The sequence below is a fragment of the Vibrio cyclitrophicus genome, from assembly GCA_023206055.1.
Lineage (GTDB): Bacteria > Pseudomonadota > Gammaproteobacteria > Enterobacterales > Vibrionaceae > Vibrio > Vibrio cyclitrophicus_A.
In genome coordinates this window covers 288,036-308,062 of record CP065367.1, presented here as the reverse complement: position 1 = coordinate 308,062, position 20,027 = coordinate 288,036, and the positions used below count along the sequence as shown (strand labels likewise).

Genomic DNA, 20,027 nt, shown 5'->3' with positions numbered 1-20,027 from the left:
CCACACTTACATAAAATTTACCATTTCAAAGTTTCCATATCTGCATTTTTATTCTACTGTTTTTATATAAAAACAGTTGGATGGATCCTTATATGGCGATTACGGTCTGGAATAACCTTTCAGTCAAACATAAACTCTTTGGCTTAGTTCTACTTCCCATTTCACTACTGCTCTTCCTTGCTGGCAGACAAGCTTATATCTTAACGACACAGTTAACCGATTTTGAACGGACCAATCAGTTATCTGTGTACCTTCAAGATATTTCAGTCTTGTATCGAAGCACCCTCGCTTCTAGCCCTGAAGAGTTCGCAACACAAAGCAGCCAAGTAAAGGCAGAATTAAAAACGCTGTCACCCATCATTTTTTTAGGCGCTTCTGATGATATGAATCAACTGGTTTCAGATTTCAGTGAAGCGACCCTATCAACGATGGAAGCGACTGACACTTACGATAAATTGGACGCCCTCGAATGGCAGAGTGATTTATACAAACAACTGTTACTTGAAGTCGAAAAAGTCCCTTTCGAAAACACCAAGCGTGAAATTCAACAACACCTCACCGCATTACAACAACTTGAATGGTTGATGTTCTGGTCAAACGAAGAGTTCAAGCTAGGTACCTCATTGATTGAGATATTCCAAACTAACCAAGAATACGACCCAGAACTCGCTGAACAAATTGAAACACTTAGTGAAAGACAACAGTTGTTCCTAGAACGCTTTGTATCGTTGAATGCCAACGAACATCAAGTGTCACTGATGGTTGAGGTGTTTAGAAACGACGTATTTGCTCAGAGCCAAGAGATCAGAAACGCGCTACTCGATCTAAACGCAATCAGCCAACTGACACCTCAAGAGGTATCTATAGGGTTGGAGGCGATGAGTGCTCGACTTAATTTATTGCAAAGCCTAGGCAATGTGATCAAGCAAGAATTCCAACAAGAGGTTGAGCAAGCCATCTACGACGCGCAAGTACAACGAACCTTGTTTATTTCCATTGTTGCTGTGCTCGCAATGATCGTTATGGGACTAACCTTAAGCTTGGCAAGACAAGTCACCAACAACCTAAATTTGGTGTTAGCTTTCTTAAAAAGCGAAAATGATGACACTCGCCCTTCTTTAGACAAATTAATCCAAGGTAAAGATGAACTCAGTCTGTTTGCTCAGCAGGTTGAACGATTGACCATCGAACGAGAACTCGCGAAAGATAGACTGACGGTAGCAAAAGAAGACGCCGAGCGAGCTAAAGAAGACGCTGAAGAAGCAAAAGATCACGCGATACAAGCCAGTAAGGCCAAAAGTAGCTTCTTGGCAAACATGTCACACGAGATTCGTACTCCATTGAATGGGGTTATTGGTATTTCTGAGATCTTATCTGATACACCGCTGACACCAACACAACGCGATTATGTCGATACCATTGAGACCTCTTCTCAACTGCTATTAAGCCTTATCAACGACATTTTGGACTTCTCTAAAATCGAATCTGGCATGTTGTTGATCAGCCCTCATTCAGCATCAATTCGAGAGTCGATTTACGACATAGCTTCTATTGTTGCACCAAAAGCCAAAGAGCAAAAAATATCAGTTAACGTCGATATCAGCCCTGATACACCAGCACGCGTGATGATAGACGATCACCGTCTAAGACAGATCTTGATGAACTTTATGTCGAACGCGGTGAAGTTTACTGCAGAAGGTGGCGTAACACTGTCGATCAAAACACTCGAACAATCTAACGATAATGTCACCATTCGATTAGCCGTTCGCGACACAGGTATTGGTATCGACAAGCAGCAACAGAAACAGATATTCGAACCGTTCGCTCAAGAGGACGATTCGACAACCAGACAATTCGGTGGTACGGGTCTTGGTCTTGCTATTAGTACTCAGTTGGTTGAACTGATGGGTGGCCAAATCCAACTCGATTCCGTCAAAGGTGAAGGTAGTTGCTTCTACTTCGACCTAGCATTGGCCGTTGATTTGATGTTACCAAAACCAAGCACAGCCTCAACAAATATCTATATTCTAGGTAACGAGAATATACTTACTGAGCGAATCGAAAGCGACCTTAATCTCTATGGCTTGAAAGTCACTCAGCAAACAAACAGCGCGGATACAATTAACGAGCACATTTCTGCGAAAAAACACGACAAACCAACCACCGTCATTTTTGCTGAAGACGATTCATTCCAAGCGATCGACTATTCAGACAACCTAGACAAACTCCACAAGAATGGCGCAACAATTTGTTTGATTCGTTCATTCCTAAGTGACCCAGCAGATATTGGGCACTGTATTACCGCTCAAGTATCACAACCCCTACTCGGCTTGCGCTTAATAAAAGCCGTTGAACTTTGTGACTCACAAGGTCTAGCCGAGCTGTCAGAAGCCAACCAGCAAATAGTGACGATTCAACACAAAATCCTGATCGTCGAAGACAATAAGATCAACCAGAAAATCGCGGGGCTTCACGTTGGAAAAAGCGGTTTCGAATTCGAGTTCGCTAATAACGGACAAGAAGCGGTCGACATGTTTACAGCCAACCCACATTACGCCGCAATTCTTATGGACTGCATGATGCCAGTGATGGATGGCTTTGAAGCAACAGCTAATATTCGCCGCGTTGAAAAAGAGGCCAATTCCACTCGTCGTATTCCTATCATCGCTCTTACAGCGAGTGTGATTGATGATGATATTCAAAAATGTTTCGACGTAGGCATGGACGATTACGTGCCTAAACCATTCAAGTTCGAGATGTTGAAAGAGAAGGTTCTCGCAGCAGTAGAAGCGATGCCACTGCCGACGACGCAAAACGCACCTGCAACACCTTCAAACTCAACGGTCACACCTATTCATAGCGCACAAACAGCCAAGCAAACATTACCGGAGCAACCTGAGTTGAACGTAGTACCAAGCAAGTCTGAAAAGATTCTCTTGGTTGAAGACAATCGCGTGAACCAGAAAGTTGCTTCAGTGATGCTTAAAAAAGCCGGCTACGCTTTTGAAATTGCAGACAACGGACAAATTGCCGTTGATATGTACCAAAACGACAGTAGCTTCGACATTATTTTGATGGACTGCATGATGCCTATTATGGACGGTTTCACCGCAACTAAGGAGATTCGCGAACACGAGAAAAACCTAGGCTTAAGCAAAACTCCTATTATCGCGTTAACCGCCAGCGTTATCGATGATGATATTCAAAAGTGCTTTGATTCCGGAATGGATGGGTACGTAGCGAAGCCCGTAAGAAAAGAAAAACTGTTCCACCAAATAGAAAGTGCGACTTGTTAGGAGAAACCAATGGATTGGATCAAAACAATTAAAACACTCTCGTGCAGAGCACTGCTACCCGCAGTGATTGGGTTGCTAGGAAGTTTACTACTTCTCAGCCCCGCTCATGCCGCAGAAGATTACGCCATATTTTCTTTAGACTCTGGGTTTGAAGAGATATCGATAAACAAAGCGAGAAAGCTATACCGAGGAAAAACAAAACGCCTCAATGGCAAACGTGTAGAACTATCAGATTGGCCTGAAAACAGCGCCGAGAGAGAACAATTTTATCAGCTTTTACTTGGCAAAAATGCCGCTCAGATGAATGCACATTGGGCTGGCTTGTCTTTTTCAGGAAAAGCGCGTTATCCAAGAGAAATCAAAACGGCGTCAACAGACAGTTTAGTGGACTGGCTTAATGACAAACCAAATCGTATTGGTTACTCCCCACTCTCTTCGGTTCCTCAAAATGCCAACGTTCTCTACGTTATAAGTTCGGAGAAATAATATGAAAAGAATAATTACGTCAGTGTTATGTGCCTCAATGGCCTCTCCGGCTTTTGCGATTATCGAGCTTACAGAAAATTTGTCCTTGAGTGGCTTTGGTTCAACGTCTTGGGCAACATCGGATAATGATAACCCATTAATCATCAACCACGGTTTTACTGATGAGAGCTGTTACGACTGTGATACCACATTCGGTGTTCAACTCGACTACTTCTACAATTCATTCAAAGCCTCCGTGCAAGTAGTCAAACCACCTCAATATGACTGGAGTGAACCGCAACTAGAGTGGGCTTACCTCGGATACGAATTTAATGACTTTGATGTCAGCGTTGGTCGATTGCGACTGCCACTATTCCTTGCCTCTGAGTACTACTATGTAGGCCAAGCCTATATGACAGCAAGGCCACCGACAGAAGTGTATGACAGCGTTCTCGGAATCACAGCTTTCAACGGCATTAAAGTGAGCTGGACTCACGATGTGAGTGATGAAGCCACGCTATTGCTCTCCCCTTTCTTCGGTGTAAAAGACAAAAACAAAGTCGACTTTAATTCGAGCACAGAACTGGAATTCGAAACTAATCGTATGTTTGGTGCCAACCTTCAGTTAAGTGGTGAAAACTATCGTTGGAATTTATCCTTCTTAGATTCAAATTTCGATCAAACAATTGACTCAGTGTTTCTGCCTAACCCAAGACTACTGAAAAACCAACACATCCAACTTTGGTCACTAGGTGCTGAGTACGAATTAGGTAAAGCGGTACTTACAAGTGAAGGGCAGATCAGTGACTTTTCATCCTCGATGTACGCTAGTTTGGGCTATAGGCTAAATTTATTCACTCCATACGTCGTTTACGGAGCAGAGTTTGATTCACACGAACACCTAACAGGAAACAGCTACCTAATTGGTGTGGATTACGATGTGTTACCAAACGTCTCTATCAATGGTGAAGTGCAATATTTTGAAGCTCGTAAAACAAACGGCGCCTTTGTTGAAGACTTCTATCCGCAGGGTACTTTTGACGATAAAGACGCTGTTCTCTACACCATCATGTTGAGTTTCGTTTTCTAATCATGCGTAAAGATCATCGTAAATAGAAATAAAAGCCCAAGCTAATCAAACAGTCTGGGCTTTTTTATGTCTTTGAATTGTCATGCTTAACAAGCCATAACATTGGTCTTAACTATCCTTTAATACAGAAACATTTAGGAGATCTGGCGATTAATGTCAGAGCTGTCAACACTGTGTAAAAAGGTCTTAAACTTACGAACTTCACTACCTTAATTTGGTCAACCTAAGAGCGAATAAACAGATACCTTAAACGGAGAACGCATGCGAATAGCTACTTTATCTTTAAGTTTGGTTTCAGCGGTCGGTTTCGCCGCTGAGCCAAATCCTTTTCCAATTACACCGGACGAAACTGGCGAAGAGTTTATGGTAAGTGCCACGAATCCATACGTAAGCAGCACAGGGTATTCGATACTCAAAAAAGGAGGTAACGCAGTCGATACGATGGTGGCGATGCAGATGACAATGTCGGTAGTTGAACCTGATATGACTGGGATTGGCGGTGGTACTTTTGCGCTGTTTTATCAAAAAGACAAAGATCAATTCCTCGCTCTTGATGGACGAGATGAAGCTCCTTCAAGTGCCACTCCAGACATGTTCATGGAAAATGGAAAAGCGCTTAGTCGAAACGAGATTCTAGGGGCTCGTTCTGTTGCCGTTCCCGGCACACTTCGCTTGCTCTATAGCACTCATCAACAATATGGAAAGCTGCCTTGGTCTGAGCTTGTTCAACCCGCGATTGAACTGGCAAGCAAGGGCTATGCGATGAACAGCTACACCTACGACATCGTGGTTCGTGAACAAGAAAGATTGATTGAAGATCCAGAAATCGAAGCCCTGTATTGGAATGACGACCAAATCAAACCAACCGGCACATTGATGAAGAACCCAAAGCTTGCCACAACATTGACCAATATTGCTCAACAAGGTGATAAGTACCTTTATGGTGGCGAGTTTGGTAAGCACATAGTTGAAACGGTGAACAGCCGAATCGACGCCGACCAAGCTAAACTCTCTATCGAAGATTTTGAACAGTACCAAGTGAAACAGCGTGAGGTTATTGAAAGCGACTACCGAGGCAATAAGATTGTCTCATTTGGCTATCCTGCCTCTGGTGGTGTAATGGTCGCTCAAAGCCTTGAAATGTTGGAAGCCTATGACTTAGGCAACATGTCTAAAACCGATGTTGAACCTTGGCGCTTGATGACTGAAGCTATGAGAATCGCCAAAGCCGATCGTATCTCTTATGCTGGCGACCCCGATTTCATTGAAGCGCCAGTTGCTGCCCTACTCGACAAATCCTACATCGATAAGCGACGTAAGCTCATTCCAGAGAGTGGCATTGCGAAAAAAAATCCGAAAGCAGGCAAACTATTAGATACTGATTACGCTCAGTATCAAGGTTTTGAGAGCCAAGATACCGGTCACATATCCATCATCGACAAAGACGGTAATGCCATTGCAATGACCAGCACCGTCGGCACAGGTATGGGTTCAGGAGTAATGGTCGATGGTGTAATTCTTAACGCACAAATGGCGAACTTCTCCACCAAACCCACCATAAGCGGTAAACCGACTCAAAATGCCATCGAAGCAGGTAAGCGACCACGCTCTGCAATCACACCATTAATGGTTATGGATAAAAAAGACGACCTGCGTTTAGTTGTCGGCTCTCCAGGTAGCTCGCAAATTCCGGGGTACGTGTTGAAAGCCGTGGTAGGTGTTCTTGATTGGGACCTGTCTGCGCAGGAAGCTATTGATCTTCCAAACATTCAATACGGCACTAAGATCGACCGCACCAAACCTTATGACCCAACAGGTTTACTCATCGAGAAGAAAACTTACGCTGAAATGCTAGTACCAGAGTTCATGCAGCTCGGTTATCCGGTGCATGTCATTCCAGTCGTTAGTGGCTTGAATGCCATTGAAATCAAAGATGGCAAGATATATGGCGCGACCGACAGACGCCGTGCATCAAGCTCTATGGGTGAATGATAAAACGAAATGGGCAAGTAATAGGCTTGCCCTTATTTTATCTTTAATAGCTTGAGCCTTGTCTAAGTGGTTCAAGGATGCGAAAAAGCCAGTCGAACGTGTCGACTGGCTTTTCATTACCGGCTTCGCTGTTTACTCATTAGAATATTATGAGCTTGGCGCGACTCGTTTCTCTTTCAACTGCTCAATAACATAATCAGGAGCCACTTTACCTAGCTCACTTAAGCAATCATCGGTCTTTTCATTGCCATAGCGGACATAGATATCGCATACCGCGTATAACTGCTCTGGAGACCCCGAAATCAGATACGCTTTTTCGAATGATTTAGTCGATTTATCGATGTCCAACTCTTCTTGTAATACCCCATTGAGGTACCAGTAGTAGCTGTTATCTTTCGCTAACTTCGCGGCTACTTCAATCTCATTGGCTGCAGCGCTCTTGTCTTCAAGGCGAACTAGAGTCAAAGATTTAGAGTAATGCATTGCTGCGTTATCTGGCACACTCTTCAAACCACGATCTAGCACTTCAACCGCTTGCTGGTCTTTATTCTGTGCACGGAAGTTATCGGCATAGCTCAACCAAACTTGTGGCTCTTTAGGATGAGTTTTAATGAGCTCTAAATAAACAGTTTCGGCCTTGTCCCACTCATTGTGCCAACGAAGCACATCAGCAAACAGCAGTTGAAATTTTTCAGATTCTTGCATTTCCAAGAAGCTAATCAACTCTGCGACTGGTGGTTCAATTTGTGCTTTCTGCTCGTCATCTAAAGCATTAAAGTCACGAATTAGATTGGATGTTGCCGTGTGGCGAACCATGGTATCGCTGTCTTTTAGCAACGGAGATACCAATGCCCAGCGATGTTCCAGTTGATAAGGTTCAGAGCCAATCACCGATGCTTCACGAACTTCAGGATTTTGATCTTTTAAGCCTCTTGCAACCGCCACCAATGCATTTTGACTTGGGTATGAAGCAAGTGCTTGCAATGCACCAGTACGATTTTCAACAGATTGATTCTGATCTTGTGCCATGTAAGACAACTGCTGAATACGGGTTTGAGTGTCCGTTATTTCAAGAACTTGATTGATATTTTGTGCTGGCGCGTCAACCGTTTGTTGAACGCTATTCGTAGCCATCGCAGACGTTGAAATCAATGCGGACGTTGATATCAACAAAGCAACAGCCGTCGCTAAACTCTTCTTGATCATAGTATTACCTTAAGCTGGAGAACTTAGCCTGTCCTTAGACTCGTATCTAATTAAATTTGCATTGGATCTGTTGACCCAAAAAACGAGTTAAAACTTCGTCTCAAACGTAGCTTGTTGCGCCTGTTTTGCTCGATGCGCCAACAATACTGAGTCGCTGAATTTGCCATGAGCCACTGGATGCCCCATCGCGCGAGCGATATAAGCCATTGATTTATCGACATGAGAAAAGAACTTGTGCCAACCTGCACACAAGTAGTTCAAGCCCGGTTCGCCTGCACGAGTTTTGATAAAGCGGTTCTTAGGACACTCACCATGACAAGCGAACTTGTAATCACACTGCTGACATTGATTGGTCAGTGTGCGTGATTTAGCAAAGCCAAACTTTTGCTGTGGTGCGCTGTACGCCAAATCATCAAGCTTCTCGTGATGAATATTGCCAATCTTGTATTCAGGGTAAACATAGTGGTCACACGAGAACACATCACCGTTAGGCTCCATCGCTAGGCCTTTGCCACATATCTCGTTCAAAGTACAAAGCGGGTTCGGGCGACCAATCCATGTTTCTACGCTCGCTTCAAAATATTGAACAAACACCTTACCGATGTCGTTCTTAGCCCACTCATCAAATACAGAGATAAGGAAATTACCCCAAGCCAAGTCCGACACACACCAAGATTCCATGATCGAATCTTTGTGGCCGGGGATCAGGCGTTTGTCGCCTTGTTTGAGCTGCTCACTCACTTGGGATGTTTGTGGTGCAACCGTTCTGAACGTTTTCTGTTCAACGATAGGAATAAACTGCATTTGCGGTGATTTGACCACATCACGTAGGAAACGATACACCTCAAGTGCATTTTGACTGGTGAGGTTATTCACACAAGTCAGCGTTGCGAATTTCACTTGGTGTTTGTGCAGCAGCTCCACAGCCGCCATCACTTGTTTGAATGTGCCACGGCCTGCTCTGTTGACACGATAGGCATTGTGCAACATTTCAGGACCATCAATACTCAAACCGATCAGGAAGTTATTCTTCGCAAGAAACTCAGCCCAATCATCATTCAGCAAAGTGCCATTGGTTTGTAAATCGTTTGAAATCAATACACCTTTAGGTTGGTACTTTTTCTGTAGCTCAACCACGCGTTCAAAATATGCCAAACCTAGCATGGTCGGTTCACCGCCCTGCCATGAGAAGATGATTTCTGGCGTGTTTTGACCTTCAATGTATTGTCGGATGTAGGTTTCTAGCGTCTCATCATCCATTCTTGGAGAACTGCCTTTTTTGTACTCCAACAAATCTTGCTTACTTAGGTAGTAACAATATTTACAGTCAATGTTACATGCAGCGCCAATCGGCTTAGCCATGACATGCAAGCGCTTAGACGCTTTACCGTTATATTGTGGACCTTGAGTAATATGCATGATTTACCTACCTATTTTAGTATTCTGGACCCATCATAATTCCTATTCGATCAAGTGACATGTTATACCCTTTATAACCAATAGGAATGACCTTAAACGTTAGAATTAGACCCTATTTCGAACATCTGAGGCACGTGATGAAATTTTTTAATTACAAACAGTTAGCAACAATTAGCAGCGTCACCATGACTATTCTTCTGAGTGGCTGTGCAAGCGTGCCTACACACCCTATCGCCCAACAAATTGACCAAGAGATGGTATTGGTTGAAGGCGGCACATTCACCATGGGGTCGAACGATCCAGAAGCAACCAAAGCAGAGCGTCCTGCACGTAATGTAACTGTAGATAGTTTCTATATTGCGAAGTTTGAGGTGACTCAAGAATTGTTCGAATCGGTGATGGGTTCATCTCTCAGTTATTTCAAAAACCCACAAGTTCCAGTCAATAACCTTAGTTGGCAACAGGCGAACTACTTCGTTGAGCAATTGAATGAACTAACGGGTGAAGAATACCGTTTACCAACTGAAGCAGAATGGGAGTTTGCAGCGAAAGGTGGTAACAAAAGTAAAGGCTATACTTACAGTGGTTCCAATAACTTAGATGATGTTGCGTGGTACTCAGCAAATTCTAAAAATAGCGCACATCCCGTCGGGCTAAAGAAACCAAATGAACTAGGCTTATATGACATGACTGGAAACGTGGGCGAGTTTGTTATTGATGCCTTCGATGACACCTTTTACCGATTCGGTCCAACAGACAACCCTAACAACGCAAAACACAGCGACGTTGGTTTATCGCACAAGTCGGTTCGCGGTGGCAGCTTTGCTTATGACGAAAATGAATCTGAAAGTTACCGTCGTGACTTCGCAAGCCAATCGATCACCATGTCAGATATGGGTCTGCGTTTAGTTAAGGACACGTACTAGCTAAAAAATACGAGCTAGTTAAAGATGCGCACTAACTAAAGATGCCGACGGTTATGGTTCACTAATCTTCACCAACAATACTAAAAATACGATTCGCACTGTACACACGTTAGAAATCTGACCAAACATTAGAAATTTGACCAAACGTTGGAACGCTACGGCAATACTGAATAAGGAAACCCTATGCAATACACCAAGCTTTCAGGGCTAACACTTGCGTTACTCTGCGCTCTCCCAGCTTCAGCTGCGGAAAAGCCAAATCTAGTCCTTCAAATCACGGTAGATGGCCTGCGCGCAGATCTAATCGAACGATATAAGCACAACTTCGGTGAAGGTGGTTTCCGGTACTTAATGGATGACGGTACTTACTACACCAACGCGAACTACCAACATGGCAACACGGAAACGATCGTAGGCCATGTGTCGCTTGCAACCGGTGCTCCGCCGAGCGTACACGGCATGGTGGGTAATGTTTGGTATGACCGTAGCGAAGAACGTTTGGTGTATAACGTAGAAGACGGTAACTACCAAATGCTGACCTCTGGTGCGGGTGTTGATAAAGCCACTGAAATTGACCCAACGCAGAAGACAGCACAAGGCGATGGCCGCTCTCCGGAACCAATACTCTCTACAACGTTTGGTGATGAGCTCACGATTTCCAATAGTGGCAAATCAAAAGTGTTCGGTGTATCAGTGAAAGACCGCGGCGCAATCTCATTGGCGGGACACAGTGGTAAAGCCTTCTGGTTCTCCAAAGCACAATCTGAGTTTGTCACCAGTAACTATTACTACGACGAGTATCCAGATTGGGTATCACGCTGGAACGAAAAAGCGATTGCTGCTCAGTATTCCAAACAGAAGTGGGAGCTCTCATTACCGCGTGAGAAATACACGTTGCAAGAACACGATACCGAACACAAAGTGAAACTCGGTGATTTCCAACGTACCTTCCCTCACCCATACGGCCCGGCAAGTTACAAGTACTACAGCACAACGCTAACCGTGAGCCCTGCTGGTGATGAAATCACAGAAAACTTCGCTAGCACCTTGTTAATGCAAGAGAAGCTTGGCCAAGGTGACGTTACTGATTATCTATCCGTGAGTTTCTCATCAAACGACTACGTGGTGCACCTATACGGCCCTGAAAGCTTAGAGACTGAAGACAACTTAATCCGCCTGGATAAGACACTCGCTAAGCTTTTCAAAACCGTTGATAACCAAGTCGGGCTAGAAAACACATTAATTGTGCTGTCTGCCGACCATGGTGTTCCTGAATCTTCACCTGCGGCAAATGCGCTTGGTTTCAATCAAGCTCAATACTTCAATAAAGACACACTACTATCGAGTGGTGTTGAGAAACGATTGAAGGATGAATTTGGTCTAACCAAAGACGCAATTCGCTTGTATGCACAGCCTTATATCTATCTGAATCACGACTTAATCGCAGAGAAGAAGTTGGATTTGGCTAAGATACAAGAAGCCATTGCAGATGAAATTGCCAAAGTGAAAGGCGTTGCGTTTGCGGTATCAAGCAGTGATATCGCAGCCAACCGAGTCCCTGACACTCATGTGATGCAGTTAATCAAGAACAACTATCACCCTGCACGTTCAGGCGATGTGTATGTGGTATTTAATCCGCGTAGCTACATTAACGACATGGAAGGTCTACAAATTGCCTCGACTCATGGTTCTCCGTGGAAGTACGACACACATGTACCGGTTATCTTCGCAGGCTACGATGTTGAAGCTCAGAAGGTCTCGCGTGCAATCACGCCATACGATATTGCCCCGACGCTTTCAAACAAACTGGGGATCACACAACCAAGTGGGTCAATTGGAGAGGTACTACAAGAGATCACTGAGTAGACTCAATCTCTAAGGTTTCCTGATCTAGGTTTCGTCATCTAGATTTCGAATCCAGCACCCACTCAAGAAAAGAGCCGTTTATCATATTCAGACTGATTCAGTCGAAACAGATAAGCGGCTCTTTTAATCAATAGCGGATAGATTGAATCAATATAAGTTAAGTGCCTTCACTGGTTCTTCACCAAACAAGGACAGCTATCGGGCAGCACCAAACAAATGCTGGATGGCATGACCTCCAAACGTATTTGGTTGGATCGATAAGGTTCACCGTCAAGGTTAATGGGCAATGGCTGAGGGAAATCTATCTCTAACCAACGCGCTTGGGTGTGAACAATGTACTTGCCGTCGTCGATTGGATGCTTGAGCTCTTCGATGACTTTTTGCAAGTCAGAAGCAACGAAGGCTTTTATTAAAGTAAGATCCATTAAGCCGTCATCAATCAGCGCATTCGGTGCTAGTTCTTGTCCACCACCCGCTAAGCGACCATTGCAAAAAGCACCAACAAGGATCTCCCCTGTAAAGCTGCCTTTATCTATGGTCAAGGTACCGCTGTAAGGTTTAAAGCCTAGCGCTTTGACTACACCTGTTAGCGTGTATGCGCCACCACCAAGAAAGTCTTTAAGTTCAACGGGCGTTTCGGCCGTCACTTCGGCGCCAAAACCCGCTGCAGCAACATTCATGAAATAACGATCATTGGCACGAACACTGTCGACCGCAAACGCATTCCCTTCTAAAGCAAGCGTAAACGCCTGAGCAATATCGCTAGGAATTCCGATTGCGGTCGCAAAATCATTCGCGGTTCCCATGGGAATAATAGCAAGCTGCGGCCTCTCGCTAGCACGAAACTGGTTAAGCGCGTTAACGGCCTCATTGACCGTTCCATCGCCACCCGCCACAATCAGACGCTTAACACCATCGCATATTGCCTCGCTTACCAAACGAAACATATCCGACGATTCCCAAGTCACTCTAACTTGCAGGTCAATATCATTGTCCCTCGCCGCAAAGATGACTTGTCTTAATTCCGGGATGTTGGCTTTCTTACCGTTTAAAATCGCGCGAATGCTTTCCATGGCAATGTCCTTGTATAGGCTAACTTGATATTTCTTTTGCTGCCGCTTTGATCTTAGCTCGTAACCATTTATGGCTTGGTTCATTGGTGCGACTAGGATGCCAAATCATACACATATCGAGGTCTTCCAGTTCGAATGGTAATGGCAGTGTCTTTACAGCGAATTTTTCAGCGAAACAGCGCACCGATGACATAGGCAGCACTCCGATGTAATCAGAGCCCTCAATAACTGGCAGCATCTCAACCACGCCAGCAGCTCGATACACTATCTTGCGCTTTTCCAAATCGCTAAAATGTTCAGAACTCAATAAACTTTTACGTGCATGCCAACGAGATACAACCACATGATCGAGTGCCAAAAACTGTTCCATATCGATCGTATCGCCAATCGTAGGATGGTCTTTGCGACACACCACCACCAACTCTTCTCGAGAAATCACCTCATGCTTAAGCATGGTTCTTCCTTTTGGCGTCATATCGACGATCACATCGTGTCTTTGGAGCCTTAAATCGGACTCGTAGTCTTCAGTAAACAGAGGATGAACTTCGAGTGCAATACCGGGTGCAACCTGGCTGATTAGCTGCATCACTCTTGGCATCATTTCATAGCTCGCGGCCGAGACGCAGGCGATTGAAAACACACGGCCTGAGGTTTTAGGATCGAAGTCTCTTGATGCGGATAAGGTAGACGTAAAGTTTTTAAGCGCAGCGGCCATTGCAGGATAGATATCCATAGCGAATGTAGTTGGCTCTACACCAGACGTAGTTCGATGAAACAACGGCTCGTCATAGATATCTCTCAACCGTGCAAGCGCTTTGCTCACTGCTGGTTGGCTTATATCCATACGATTAGCAGCCCTAGACAAGTTCTGCTCTTCATAGATAGCGACAAATATAGGAATTAGATTTAGCTCGGTACTTTTCATACAGTTCCATATTAAAGAAGCAGGTCCCCCATAGTAGAGAACCTGCCGATTATGTTCGATGCGAATAACTAAAGTTTGCTACTTAGTTCTATCTTTTAAGTCTGGCAAGGCTTTAGGGATTTTCAAGCGGGCGAAAATCGAACGAGAATGACTTGAGTTTGATTGGTCACTAGGCAGATTAAGCAACCCTCTCCACAAACGAGCGAATACGTTTTTATCTTCACGCCCTTGTTGAAGGGCTTCGCTGTCTTCCACCCAACGTTTTTGTCCATTCAGTTTACCCAGTTGCGCTTTACCTAGTTCTAGCTGACTAGTTTGAGTTCGCAACTCACGATAGACAAAGGTTCTCAATGCAGACCAATTCCCTTGTTTAAGCAAACGACGGAATACCAACCAACTCGGCGTTGGTCGGTTCTTGTAATAACGCTTCAAAGAAACAAACAACGCAACACACAACACTAATGCTAAGCCAACGCTGATAAAGACCGACATGTAAGCCTTGATGAAAGATTGGAGTGTGTGTTTTGCTTCAAACACTTCGCCTTTTATCACCACGCTTTCAAGACGCTGATTTTTGCTGTCCCACCATTGGAATGAAAATTCTGGCAAGGTGAATTCACCACCTTGCTGAATCACATAAACCGTTTCTTCCAAACGGCTAGATCGGTAATCACCACGTTCTTGTGTATCGTCTAAACGATTAGGTTGTGGGTAAGCTTGATATTGCTGAGTCGATTCATTGGACAACACATCTGGCAGTAACACAGACAAGCTGTCTTTGGCTTTGATCGTCACGGTGCGCGTAACCACATCGCCAACTTTCAAGTTTTCATTCGAACGTTGCCATTGCTGTTCAACATCCACATCGGTTGCAGAAAACCAAGGTGATTCATCACTTAATAAACCTGAAGGTAATGAAGCTTCAAACTTAATGGGTTGCGTATAAAGCGTGCCACCAACGTTTGATCCATCAGGAGCAGAGACCTGAATACGAACAGGCACAGTAGGAATCACGAATTCGCCCGACGTCATCGGATATAGCGTCACTTCCCAACGTTGGCGTGACCATGTTGTGCCACCTACTCGCTGTGTGTAATTCGTCGCCAGTTGGTTGCGCTGCTTAGAGATCACGTTAGGGATTTCAATACTGCCGATTCGAGTACCACCCGTTAACCAACGCGGCGTCGCCACCTCAATATTCAGAATTACCTGCTCATTAACGCTGACTTTTACAGGCGTAATTTTGTCACCTGATTTTGGTTTTTCTCCGACCCAAGCGATCAACTCTACATCACCACTCTTCTGTAGATCATAAATATCAGCCGCAGAAGCAAATGTAGAAATAGCAGCGCTAAACAACAGAACCATCGTCAAAAGCAAGGTCTTGGTTAATTTAAAGGACTCTGAGCGCCCTGCCTTTGCTTGAACCGCTGCAAGAGCTAAATCATATCGACTCATTGTGTTTGCTCCTGTTTTGGCACCCGTTCCTGTTTAGACGGCGGTTCGATAGAAGGTGCAGGGTCTCTTAATTGAATTTGGAACTTGGACTTTAAGAAGAACTTAGGGTCCGCTTCTACTCGTTTTAACCACTTGTCGGCAAGCTCTTGGCTACCCAAAATCTCATTGGCGTTAAGTGTTTCCTTGAGCATCAATTCCGCTACCGTTTCTTCTTCTGCACCATCACCCGTGCGCGGCTGGTCGTCATCCAATTCTAAAGATTCTTCAGGGCCATCAGTTGTGCCTGATTGGCTTTCACTGGTGCGATTAACCTCTTCGACAATGCCACTAAGCACAGCAAGATTGTTCTCCACATCCGTTCTTAGTTCTGGTGACAGACCCTCTTTCTCGCTTAATGACTTCAAAAGGTCTCGCGCGGCAAGGTATTCTCGCTGTCGAGCTAAAGCACTCGCGGCGTTATACAAACCATAATCGGTTTTGGCTTGTAAGAAGGCACTGTGAGCTAACTTAAAATCACGAGCATAGTAATAAGCTGCGCCCTTTCGCATTGGATCCTTAAAATGTTTAGCCGCTTCAAGGTATTCCTTTTGATTCAATAAACGTTGTCCTTGTTGATCAGGCGTTAACCATAAGTCCCACCACCACTGGGCTGTTTTATCCCAAACCGTCACGGGCTCTTCAACCACGGGTTTATCGGCGGTTAAGCTCACCGTTTTCGCCAAAGTGTGCGGGGAATACACGCTGCCTGTAATCAAAACACCAACCACACACCATTGAACCAACCACCCTTTTCTAAACCACAACAACATGATGATCACCATTGGAATCAGCAGACCGTATCCCATGTCTTTCCAAGGCATTGAAGACTCACCGTTAAGTTGCATGTTTCTTTCAACCGCTTTGTTGAGTTGTTGGATATCGGAATTATCAACGGTCACTTCGATCAGTCGTCCACCCGTCTTGCTCGCTAGGCTACGCAATGAATCGAGATCGACTGGATTATCGCTCACCACATTACTGTTTCCTGCAGCTAGAATAAGCAGTTGATACTGATTGTCGTTAAAGAAGGTTTCGAAAGCTTTAATAGTACTTGGGTTGACACCATCTGATATCAACAATACTGACGAGCCTAACTCACCAGACAATTGCTGATTAATAAGTGGCAGCGCTTCTTCTGCTGACTTACCAGAAATAGGCATGATATCAGGCGTTATTGCCGCAAGAAATGGTTCAAACACCTTGCTATCTTGAGTTACGGGCATCGCAACATGCGCGCTGCCTGCATACACAACCAAACCTGTATTTCCGCCTTTACGCGCTGCGAGTAAGTCTCTAATTTTCTGTTTAGAACGTTCCAAACGACTCGGTGGTAAGTCTTTTGCCAGCATGGAGTCACTGTTATCAAGCACCACTAACATTGATGCTTTGTCTTCACCAAAAGGCGAAGCTTCTCGCTGCCATGTTGGACCTGAGCAGATAATAATGGCAATCGTCACTATCACCATTAATAGCTTTAGTGGTAACTGTTTGCGCCAGCCAGTTTCACCAATGGTTAATGCATCACGTAAATGGGCAGGCAGGATGTCTTTCCACGTTGGTTTGGTCTCTTCTCTCCAGCGAATCCACAATAGGAAAAACATCGGAACAAAGGCCAACAACCACAATGGTCTGATAAAGTGAAACTGAGTAAAGAACTGTTGCAACATGAGAGAATCAGGCATCGTTCTCTCCTTTCAAATTTTTCATTGGAGAAGCCAAAAGCGAGCGTCGGCGGATTGTTGCTAAACTGAACGCAGTCAAATACATCACAACAACAATGGCCATCAGGTAATGGTGTAAACCCTGTTTAGGACGATAAGTCGTGCTCTCATACAGCTGAGGCTCTAGTTCACCAATTTGAGCATAAGCTTTAGTCAATTCATCGCGGTTAAGTGCTTCAAAGGCTTCACCACCAGACTCTTGAGCCACGCGGTTGATGGTCTCCATATCCAGAGCCACCTCGCCGACGGTTTGCGGATCACCCATGGCGATAACGTGAATACGAACGCCTTTCGCCTTAGCCACTTTGGCCGCATCGATAGGTTCAACAAAGCTTCCAGTATCGTTGCCATCGGTTAGTACAATCACTACTTTCTCTTTCACGTTGGCATCGACGTTTGAGCCTTGAACGGCAGCGCTTTGCTTCTCACTCTGTTCAAACACCTTAATCGCTAGACCAATCGCATCACCTAAATGCGTGCTTTGCCCTGCCATTGCCACGTCGGTTTGATTGAGTAGTTCAAGCCACACATCTTGGTCGGCAGTGAATGGCGTTTGTACAAATGCCGCGTCACCAAAAAGAATCAATCCTAATCGGTCGCCCTTTCGAGTTTTAGCAAAGTCAGCTAACACCTCTTTAGTCGCATCTAAACGCGAGATTTTGTCCCCTTGTTTCGAGGTAAAATCTTGTTCAGCCATTGAGCCTGACAAATCAACAACAACCATCACATCGCGACCCAATTGTTCACGAACTTGTGGCTCTCCTAAGATGGTTGGTTTAGCTAACGCGCAGACCACGAGTACCCAAGTGATAATCAGTGTGGTGCGTTGCCACCAGCTTGGTGTTAATTGGCTTGCACCTTCGGATGGCGCCTCGCCAATCGCTTCTACCAACTCACTGAAAAATGGCACCTTAATGGCCATTTGTTTGGTGCGATAAGCAGGTACAGCTAAGTAGACCAACAAAGGCAATGGTAACGCGATAAACCACAATGGATGCGCGAACTCAAAGCTGGCAGATAAACTATCAAACATTATCTTGCCCCTCTGTTGTCGCTTGTACATTCGGTTTTATTTGTACATCGGGTTTATGAAGTTTTAGCCACATCATCGCAGTTTGAATCACCTCTAAACGCTGTTCAAAGGTCAAACGTACCTTTGGATCAATTAAGCTTTGCATCCAAAGCTCCGAGACTTCATCGGTAAAGAAAGCATTACTCTTCGTACTCGTGTCAGCGCTAACAGGTAAGTAAGCATTCAAGCGGTTTACATAGGCTTGACCAAACAACTTAGCATTGCCGCTGTCTAGATAACGAAGCACCACTTTGAGTACCTTGAAGGTTCGCTCGGTTGAGTTTTTGTCTCGAGCATCCAATACCATCAGCTCTTTAAGCGCTTCTTTTCGATATCGGTTATTCCACCACCTTAGCGACAAACGGTAAGCCAAATAAAAAGCGCCCAATAACAAGGCAACGCCGAGGATCTTCCAGCCGATCGTTTGGGGAACCCAACTCACGCTCTCGGGAATGGCGACATCATGTAGGTCGCGAAGGATATAAGTACTTGGAGGCGTATGTTCAACGGCCATCTAGCGCCCTCCCACTAACTTTTGAATCTGTGAAATATGATGACCAGATGTGTCTAATTCGATATAAGGGAGGTTTTTCATCGCCATCAATTTAGCAAGAGATTGTTTTTGGAGTGCCGCTTTTTGAGCAAGGCTCTCGCTCGCAAGGTTGACCTTAGATTGGCTATCAAGATTAAGTTGAAAGCGACCATCACCCACCACCCAATTTGCGCTCGCAAGATCATGAGGCAGTGATTGTTCTAATGGATCAGTCACCATAATGGCTAGGATGTCATTGTGTTGTTGCAGTTGCTTTAATCGATCAAGGTGCTGCTCTTGACAGTCACGCCAGTCACTAATAAAAATTAAGGTCGACTGCTTGAGTCTCATTCGTTTTATCAGTTCAATCCACTGATTAAACCCAACACCCTCGCTGTCACTCACACTCACGTCTAAGCTTTGATTAGCCTTGGTAAGATGCTTTAACTGAGCCAATAAATCAGACTGTGAACGTTGTGCTTTGGTATGAAAGAGCTTTTGATGTGAGGCTAAAACAAAGCCGACACGGTCACCATCTTTCAGCACTCGCCATCCACACAATGCAGCGACTTCGGCAGCCACAACGGATTTCATTGTGTTTTGAGAAGCAAAGAACATCGAGCTGCGCTGATCAACACAGATCATCACATTACGGTCTTTCTCTTCGGTATAACTGCGAACATGAGGTTTACCTGTTCGCATCGTAACTTTCCAATCGAGGTTACGAATATCATCACCAAGTTGGTAGTGTCGTAACTCTTCGAAGTTCAGACCACGGCCACGGAACAGAGAATTATGTCGACCCGAAAGCACACTGCCCGCCTTTAGATGAGGCAGTAGAGAAAACGACTCAGCTTGAGCCTGTATTCGCACTAATCTTGAATAATCACAGTATAATCGTGGATCAAGGCCTTGCGGTTTGGGAGCTTGTGTTGGCTTCGCCATGA

At 44.8% G+C, this 20,027-nt stretch carries 15 protein-coding genes; 6 read left to right on the top strand and 9 right to left on the bottom strand.

Annotated features, from left to right (window positions below):
• Nucleotides 1-92: 92 nt before the first annotated feature.
• The 4 genes from ITG09_17240 (at nucleotide 93) to ggt (ending at nucleotide 6,843) form a co-directional block, all read left to right on the top strand.
• Entirely contained in the window at nucleotides 93-3,296 is a 3,204-nt protein-coding gene (locus ITG09_17240; protein UPR54699.1) for a response regulator, read from the top strand.
• 9 nt (nucleotides 3,297-3,305) lie between these two features.
• A complete protein-coding gene (locus ITG09_17235) occupies nucleotides 3,306-3,782 on the top strand; it encodes a hypothetical protein (GenBank protein UPR54698.1) in 477 nt (158 codons plus the stop codon).
• Between the two features lies 1 nt (nucleotide 3,783).
• The gene (locus ITG09_17230; protein ID UPR54697.1) at nucleotides 3,784-4,851 is read left to right on the top strand and encodes a sulfate ABC transporter permease; all 1,068 of its coding nucleotides are present in this window, start codon (nucleotides 3,784-3,786) and stop codon (nucleotides 4,849-4,851) included.
• Between the two features lie 261 nt (nucleotides 4,852-5,112).
• Nucleotides 5,113-6,843, top strand: a complete 1,731-nt coding sequence (gene ggt, locus ITG09_17225) for a gamma-glutamyltransferase (GenBank protein UPR54696.1) — start codon at nucleotides 5,113-5,115, stop codon at nucleotides 6,841-6,843.
• Between the two features lie 147 nt (nucleotides 6,844-6,990).
• On the opposite strand, the gene ITG09_17220 is transcribed toward ggt, so the two are convergent.
• Together ITG09_17220 and ITG09_17215 are read right to left on the bottom strand one after the other, a co-directional pair.
• Nucleotides 6,991-8,049, bottom strand: a complete 1,059-nt coding sequence (locus ITG09_17220; GenBank protein ID UPR54695.1) for a hypothetical protein — start codon at nucleotides 8,047-8,049, stop codon at nucleotides 6,991-6,993.
• Nucleotides 8,050-8,136: 87 nt separating this feature from the next.
• Nucleotides 8,137-9,468 carry an anaerobic sulfatase maturase gene (locus ITG09_17215; protein UPR54694.1) on the bottom strand — a complete coding sequence of 444 codons (1,332 nt, stop codon included), beginning with the start codon at nucleotides 9,466-9,468 and terminating at the stop codon, nucleotides 8,137-8,139.
• Between the two features lie 137 nt (nucleotides 9,469-9,605).
• Here ITG09_17215 and ITG09_17210 point away from each other — a divergent pair, with 137 nt between their 5' ends.
• Nucleotides 9,606-10,394, top strand: a complete 789-nt coding sequence (locus ITG09_17210) for an SUMF1/EgtB/PvdO family nonheme iron enzyme (protein ID UPR54693.1) — start codon at nucleotides 9,606-9,608, stop codon at nucleotides 10,392-10,394.
• 183 nt (nucleotides 10,395-10,577) lie between these two features.
• Nucleotides 10,578-12,260: an alkaline phosphatase family protein gene (locus ITG09_17205; GenBank protein ID UPR54692.1), complete on the top strand. Its 1,683-nt coding sequence runs from the start codon at nucleotides 10,578-10,580 to the stop codon at nucleotides 12,258-12,260.
• A 167-nt stretch (nucleotides 12,261-12,427) separates the two neighbouring features.
• On the opposite strand, the gene yegS is transcribed toward ITG09_17205, so the two are convergent.
• The 7 genes from yegS to ITG09_17170 form a co-directional block, all read right to left on the bottom strand.
• Nucleotides 12,428-13,333 carry a lipid kinase YegS gene (yegS, locus tag ITG09_17200; protein ID UPR54691.1) on the bottom strand — a complete coding sequence of 302 codons (906 nt, stop codon included), beginning with the start codon at nucleotides 13,331-13,333 and terminating at the stop codon, nucleotides 12,428-12,430.
• A gap of 19 nt (nucleotides 13,334-13,352) precedes the next feature.
• Nucleotides 13,353-14,258, bottom strand: a complete 906-nt coding sequence (locus tag ITG09_17195; protein ID UPR54690.1) for a LysR family transcriptional regulator — start codon at nucleotides 14,256-14,258, stop codon at nucleotides 13,353-13,355.
• A gap of 78 nt (nucleotides 14,259-14,336) precedes the next feature.
• Complete coding sequence (locus tag ITG09_17190) at nucleotides 14,337-15,716, bottom strand: BatD family protein (GenBank protein UPR54689.1); 1,380 nt, start codon at nucleotides 15,714-15,716, stop codon at nucleotides 14,337-14,339.
• Nucleotides 15,713-17,437 carry a VWA domain-containing protein gene (locus ITG09_17185; GenBank protein ID UPR54688.1) on the bottom strand — a complete coding sequence of 575 codons (1,725 nt, stop codon included), beginning with the start codon at nucleotides 17,435-17,437 and terminating at the stop codon, nucleotides 15,713-15,715. The genes ITG09_17190 and ITG09_17185 overlap by 4 nt, the downstream gene beginning before the upstream one ends.
• A complete protein-coding gene (locus ITG09_17180) occupies nucleotides 17,430-18,509 on the bottom strand; it encodes a VWA domain-containing protein (protein UPR54687.1) in 1,080 nt (359 codons plus the stop codon). Before ITG09_17180 ends, ITG09_17185 begins: the two co-directional genes overlap by 8 nt.
• Nucleotides 18,502-19,062, bottom strand: coding sequence for a DUF4381 domain-containing protein (locus ITG09_17175; protein UPR54686.1), 561 nt, complete (start codon nucleotides 19,060-19,062; stop codon nucleotides 18,502-18,504). The genes ITG09_17180 and ITG09_17175 overlap by 8 nt, the downstream gene beginning before the upstream one ends.
• Nucleotides 19,063-20,025, bottom strand: a complete 963-nt coding sequence (locus tag ITG09_17170) for a DUF58 domain-containing protein (GenBank protein ID UPR54685.1) — start codon at nucleotides 20,023-20,025, stop codon at nucleotides 19,063-19,065.
• Nucleotides 20,026-20,027: the final 2 nt, after the last annotated feature.

Excerpts from the sequence above, each read along its gene's own strand:
- ITG09_17205 (UPR54692.1), top strand. The coding sequence starts at position 10,578 with ATGCAATACACCAAGCTTTCAGGGCTAACACTTGCGTTACTCTGCGCT.
- ITG09_17230 (UPR54697.1), top strand. The coding sequence starts at position 3,784 with ATGAAAAGAATAATTACGTCAGTGTTATGTGCCTCAATGGCCTCTCCG.
- ITG09_17220 (UPR54695.1), bottom strand. The coding sequence starts at position 8,049 with ATGATCAAGAAGAGTTTAGCGACGGCTGTTGCTTTGTTGATATCAACG.
- ITG09_17175 (UPR54686.1), bottom strand. The coding sequence starts at position 19,062 with ATGGCCGTTGAACATACGCCTCCAAGTACTTATATCCTTCGCGACCTA.
- ITG09_17235 (UPR54698.1), top strand. The coding sequence starts at position 3,306 with ATGGATTGGATCAAAACAATTAAAACACTCTCGTGCAGAGCACTGCTA.
- ITG09_17215 (UPR54694.1), bottom strand. The coding sequence starts at position 9,468 with ATGCATATTACTCAAGGTCCACAATATAACGGTAAAGCGTCTAAGCGC.
- ITG09_17210 (UPR54693.1), top strand. The coding sequence starts at position 9,606 with ATGAAATTTTTTAATTACAAACAGTTAGCAACAATTAGCAGCGTCACC.
- ITG09_17195 (UPR54690.1), bottom strand. The coding sequence starts at position 14,258 with ATGAAAAGTACCGAGCTAAATCTAATTCCTATATTTGTCGCTATCTAT.
- ITG09_17185 (UPR54688.1), bottom strand. The coding sequence starts at position 17,437 with ATGCCTGATTCTCTCATGTTGCAACAGTTCTTTACTCAGTTTCACTTT.
- ITG09_17180 (UPR54687.1), bottom strand. The coding sequence starts at position 18,509 with ATGTTTGATAGTTTATCTGCCAGCTTTGAGTTCGCGCATCCATTGTGG.
- ITG09_17240 (UPR54699.1), top strand. The coding sequence starts at position 93 with ATGGCGATTACGGTCTGGAATAACCTTTCAGTCAAACATAAACTCTTT.
- yegS (UPR54691.1), bottom strand. The coding sequence starts at position 13,333 with ATGGAAAGCATTCGCGCGATTTTAAACGGTAAGAAAGCCAACATCCCG.
- ggt (UPR54696.1), top strand. The coding sequence starts at position 5,113 with ATGCGAATAGCTACTTTATCTTTAAGTTTGGTTTCAGCGGTCGGTTTC.
- ITG09_17170 (UPR54685.1), bottom strand. The coding sequence starts at position 20,025 with ATGGCGAAGCCAACACAAGCTCCCAAACCGCAAGGCCTTGATCCACGA.
- ITG09_17190 (UPR54689.1), bottom strand. The coding sequence starts at position 15,716 with ATGAGTCGATATGATTTAGCTCTTGCAGCGGTTCAAGCAAAGGCAGGG.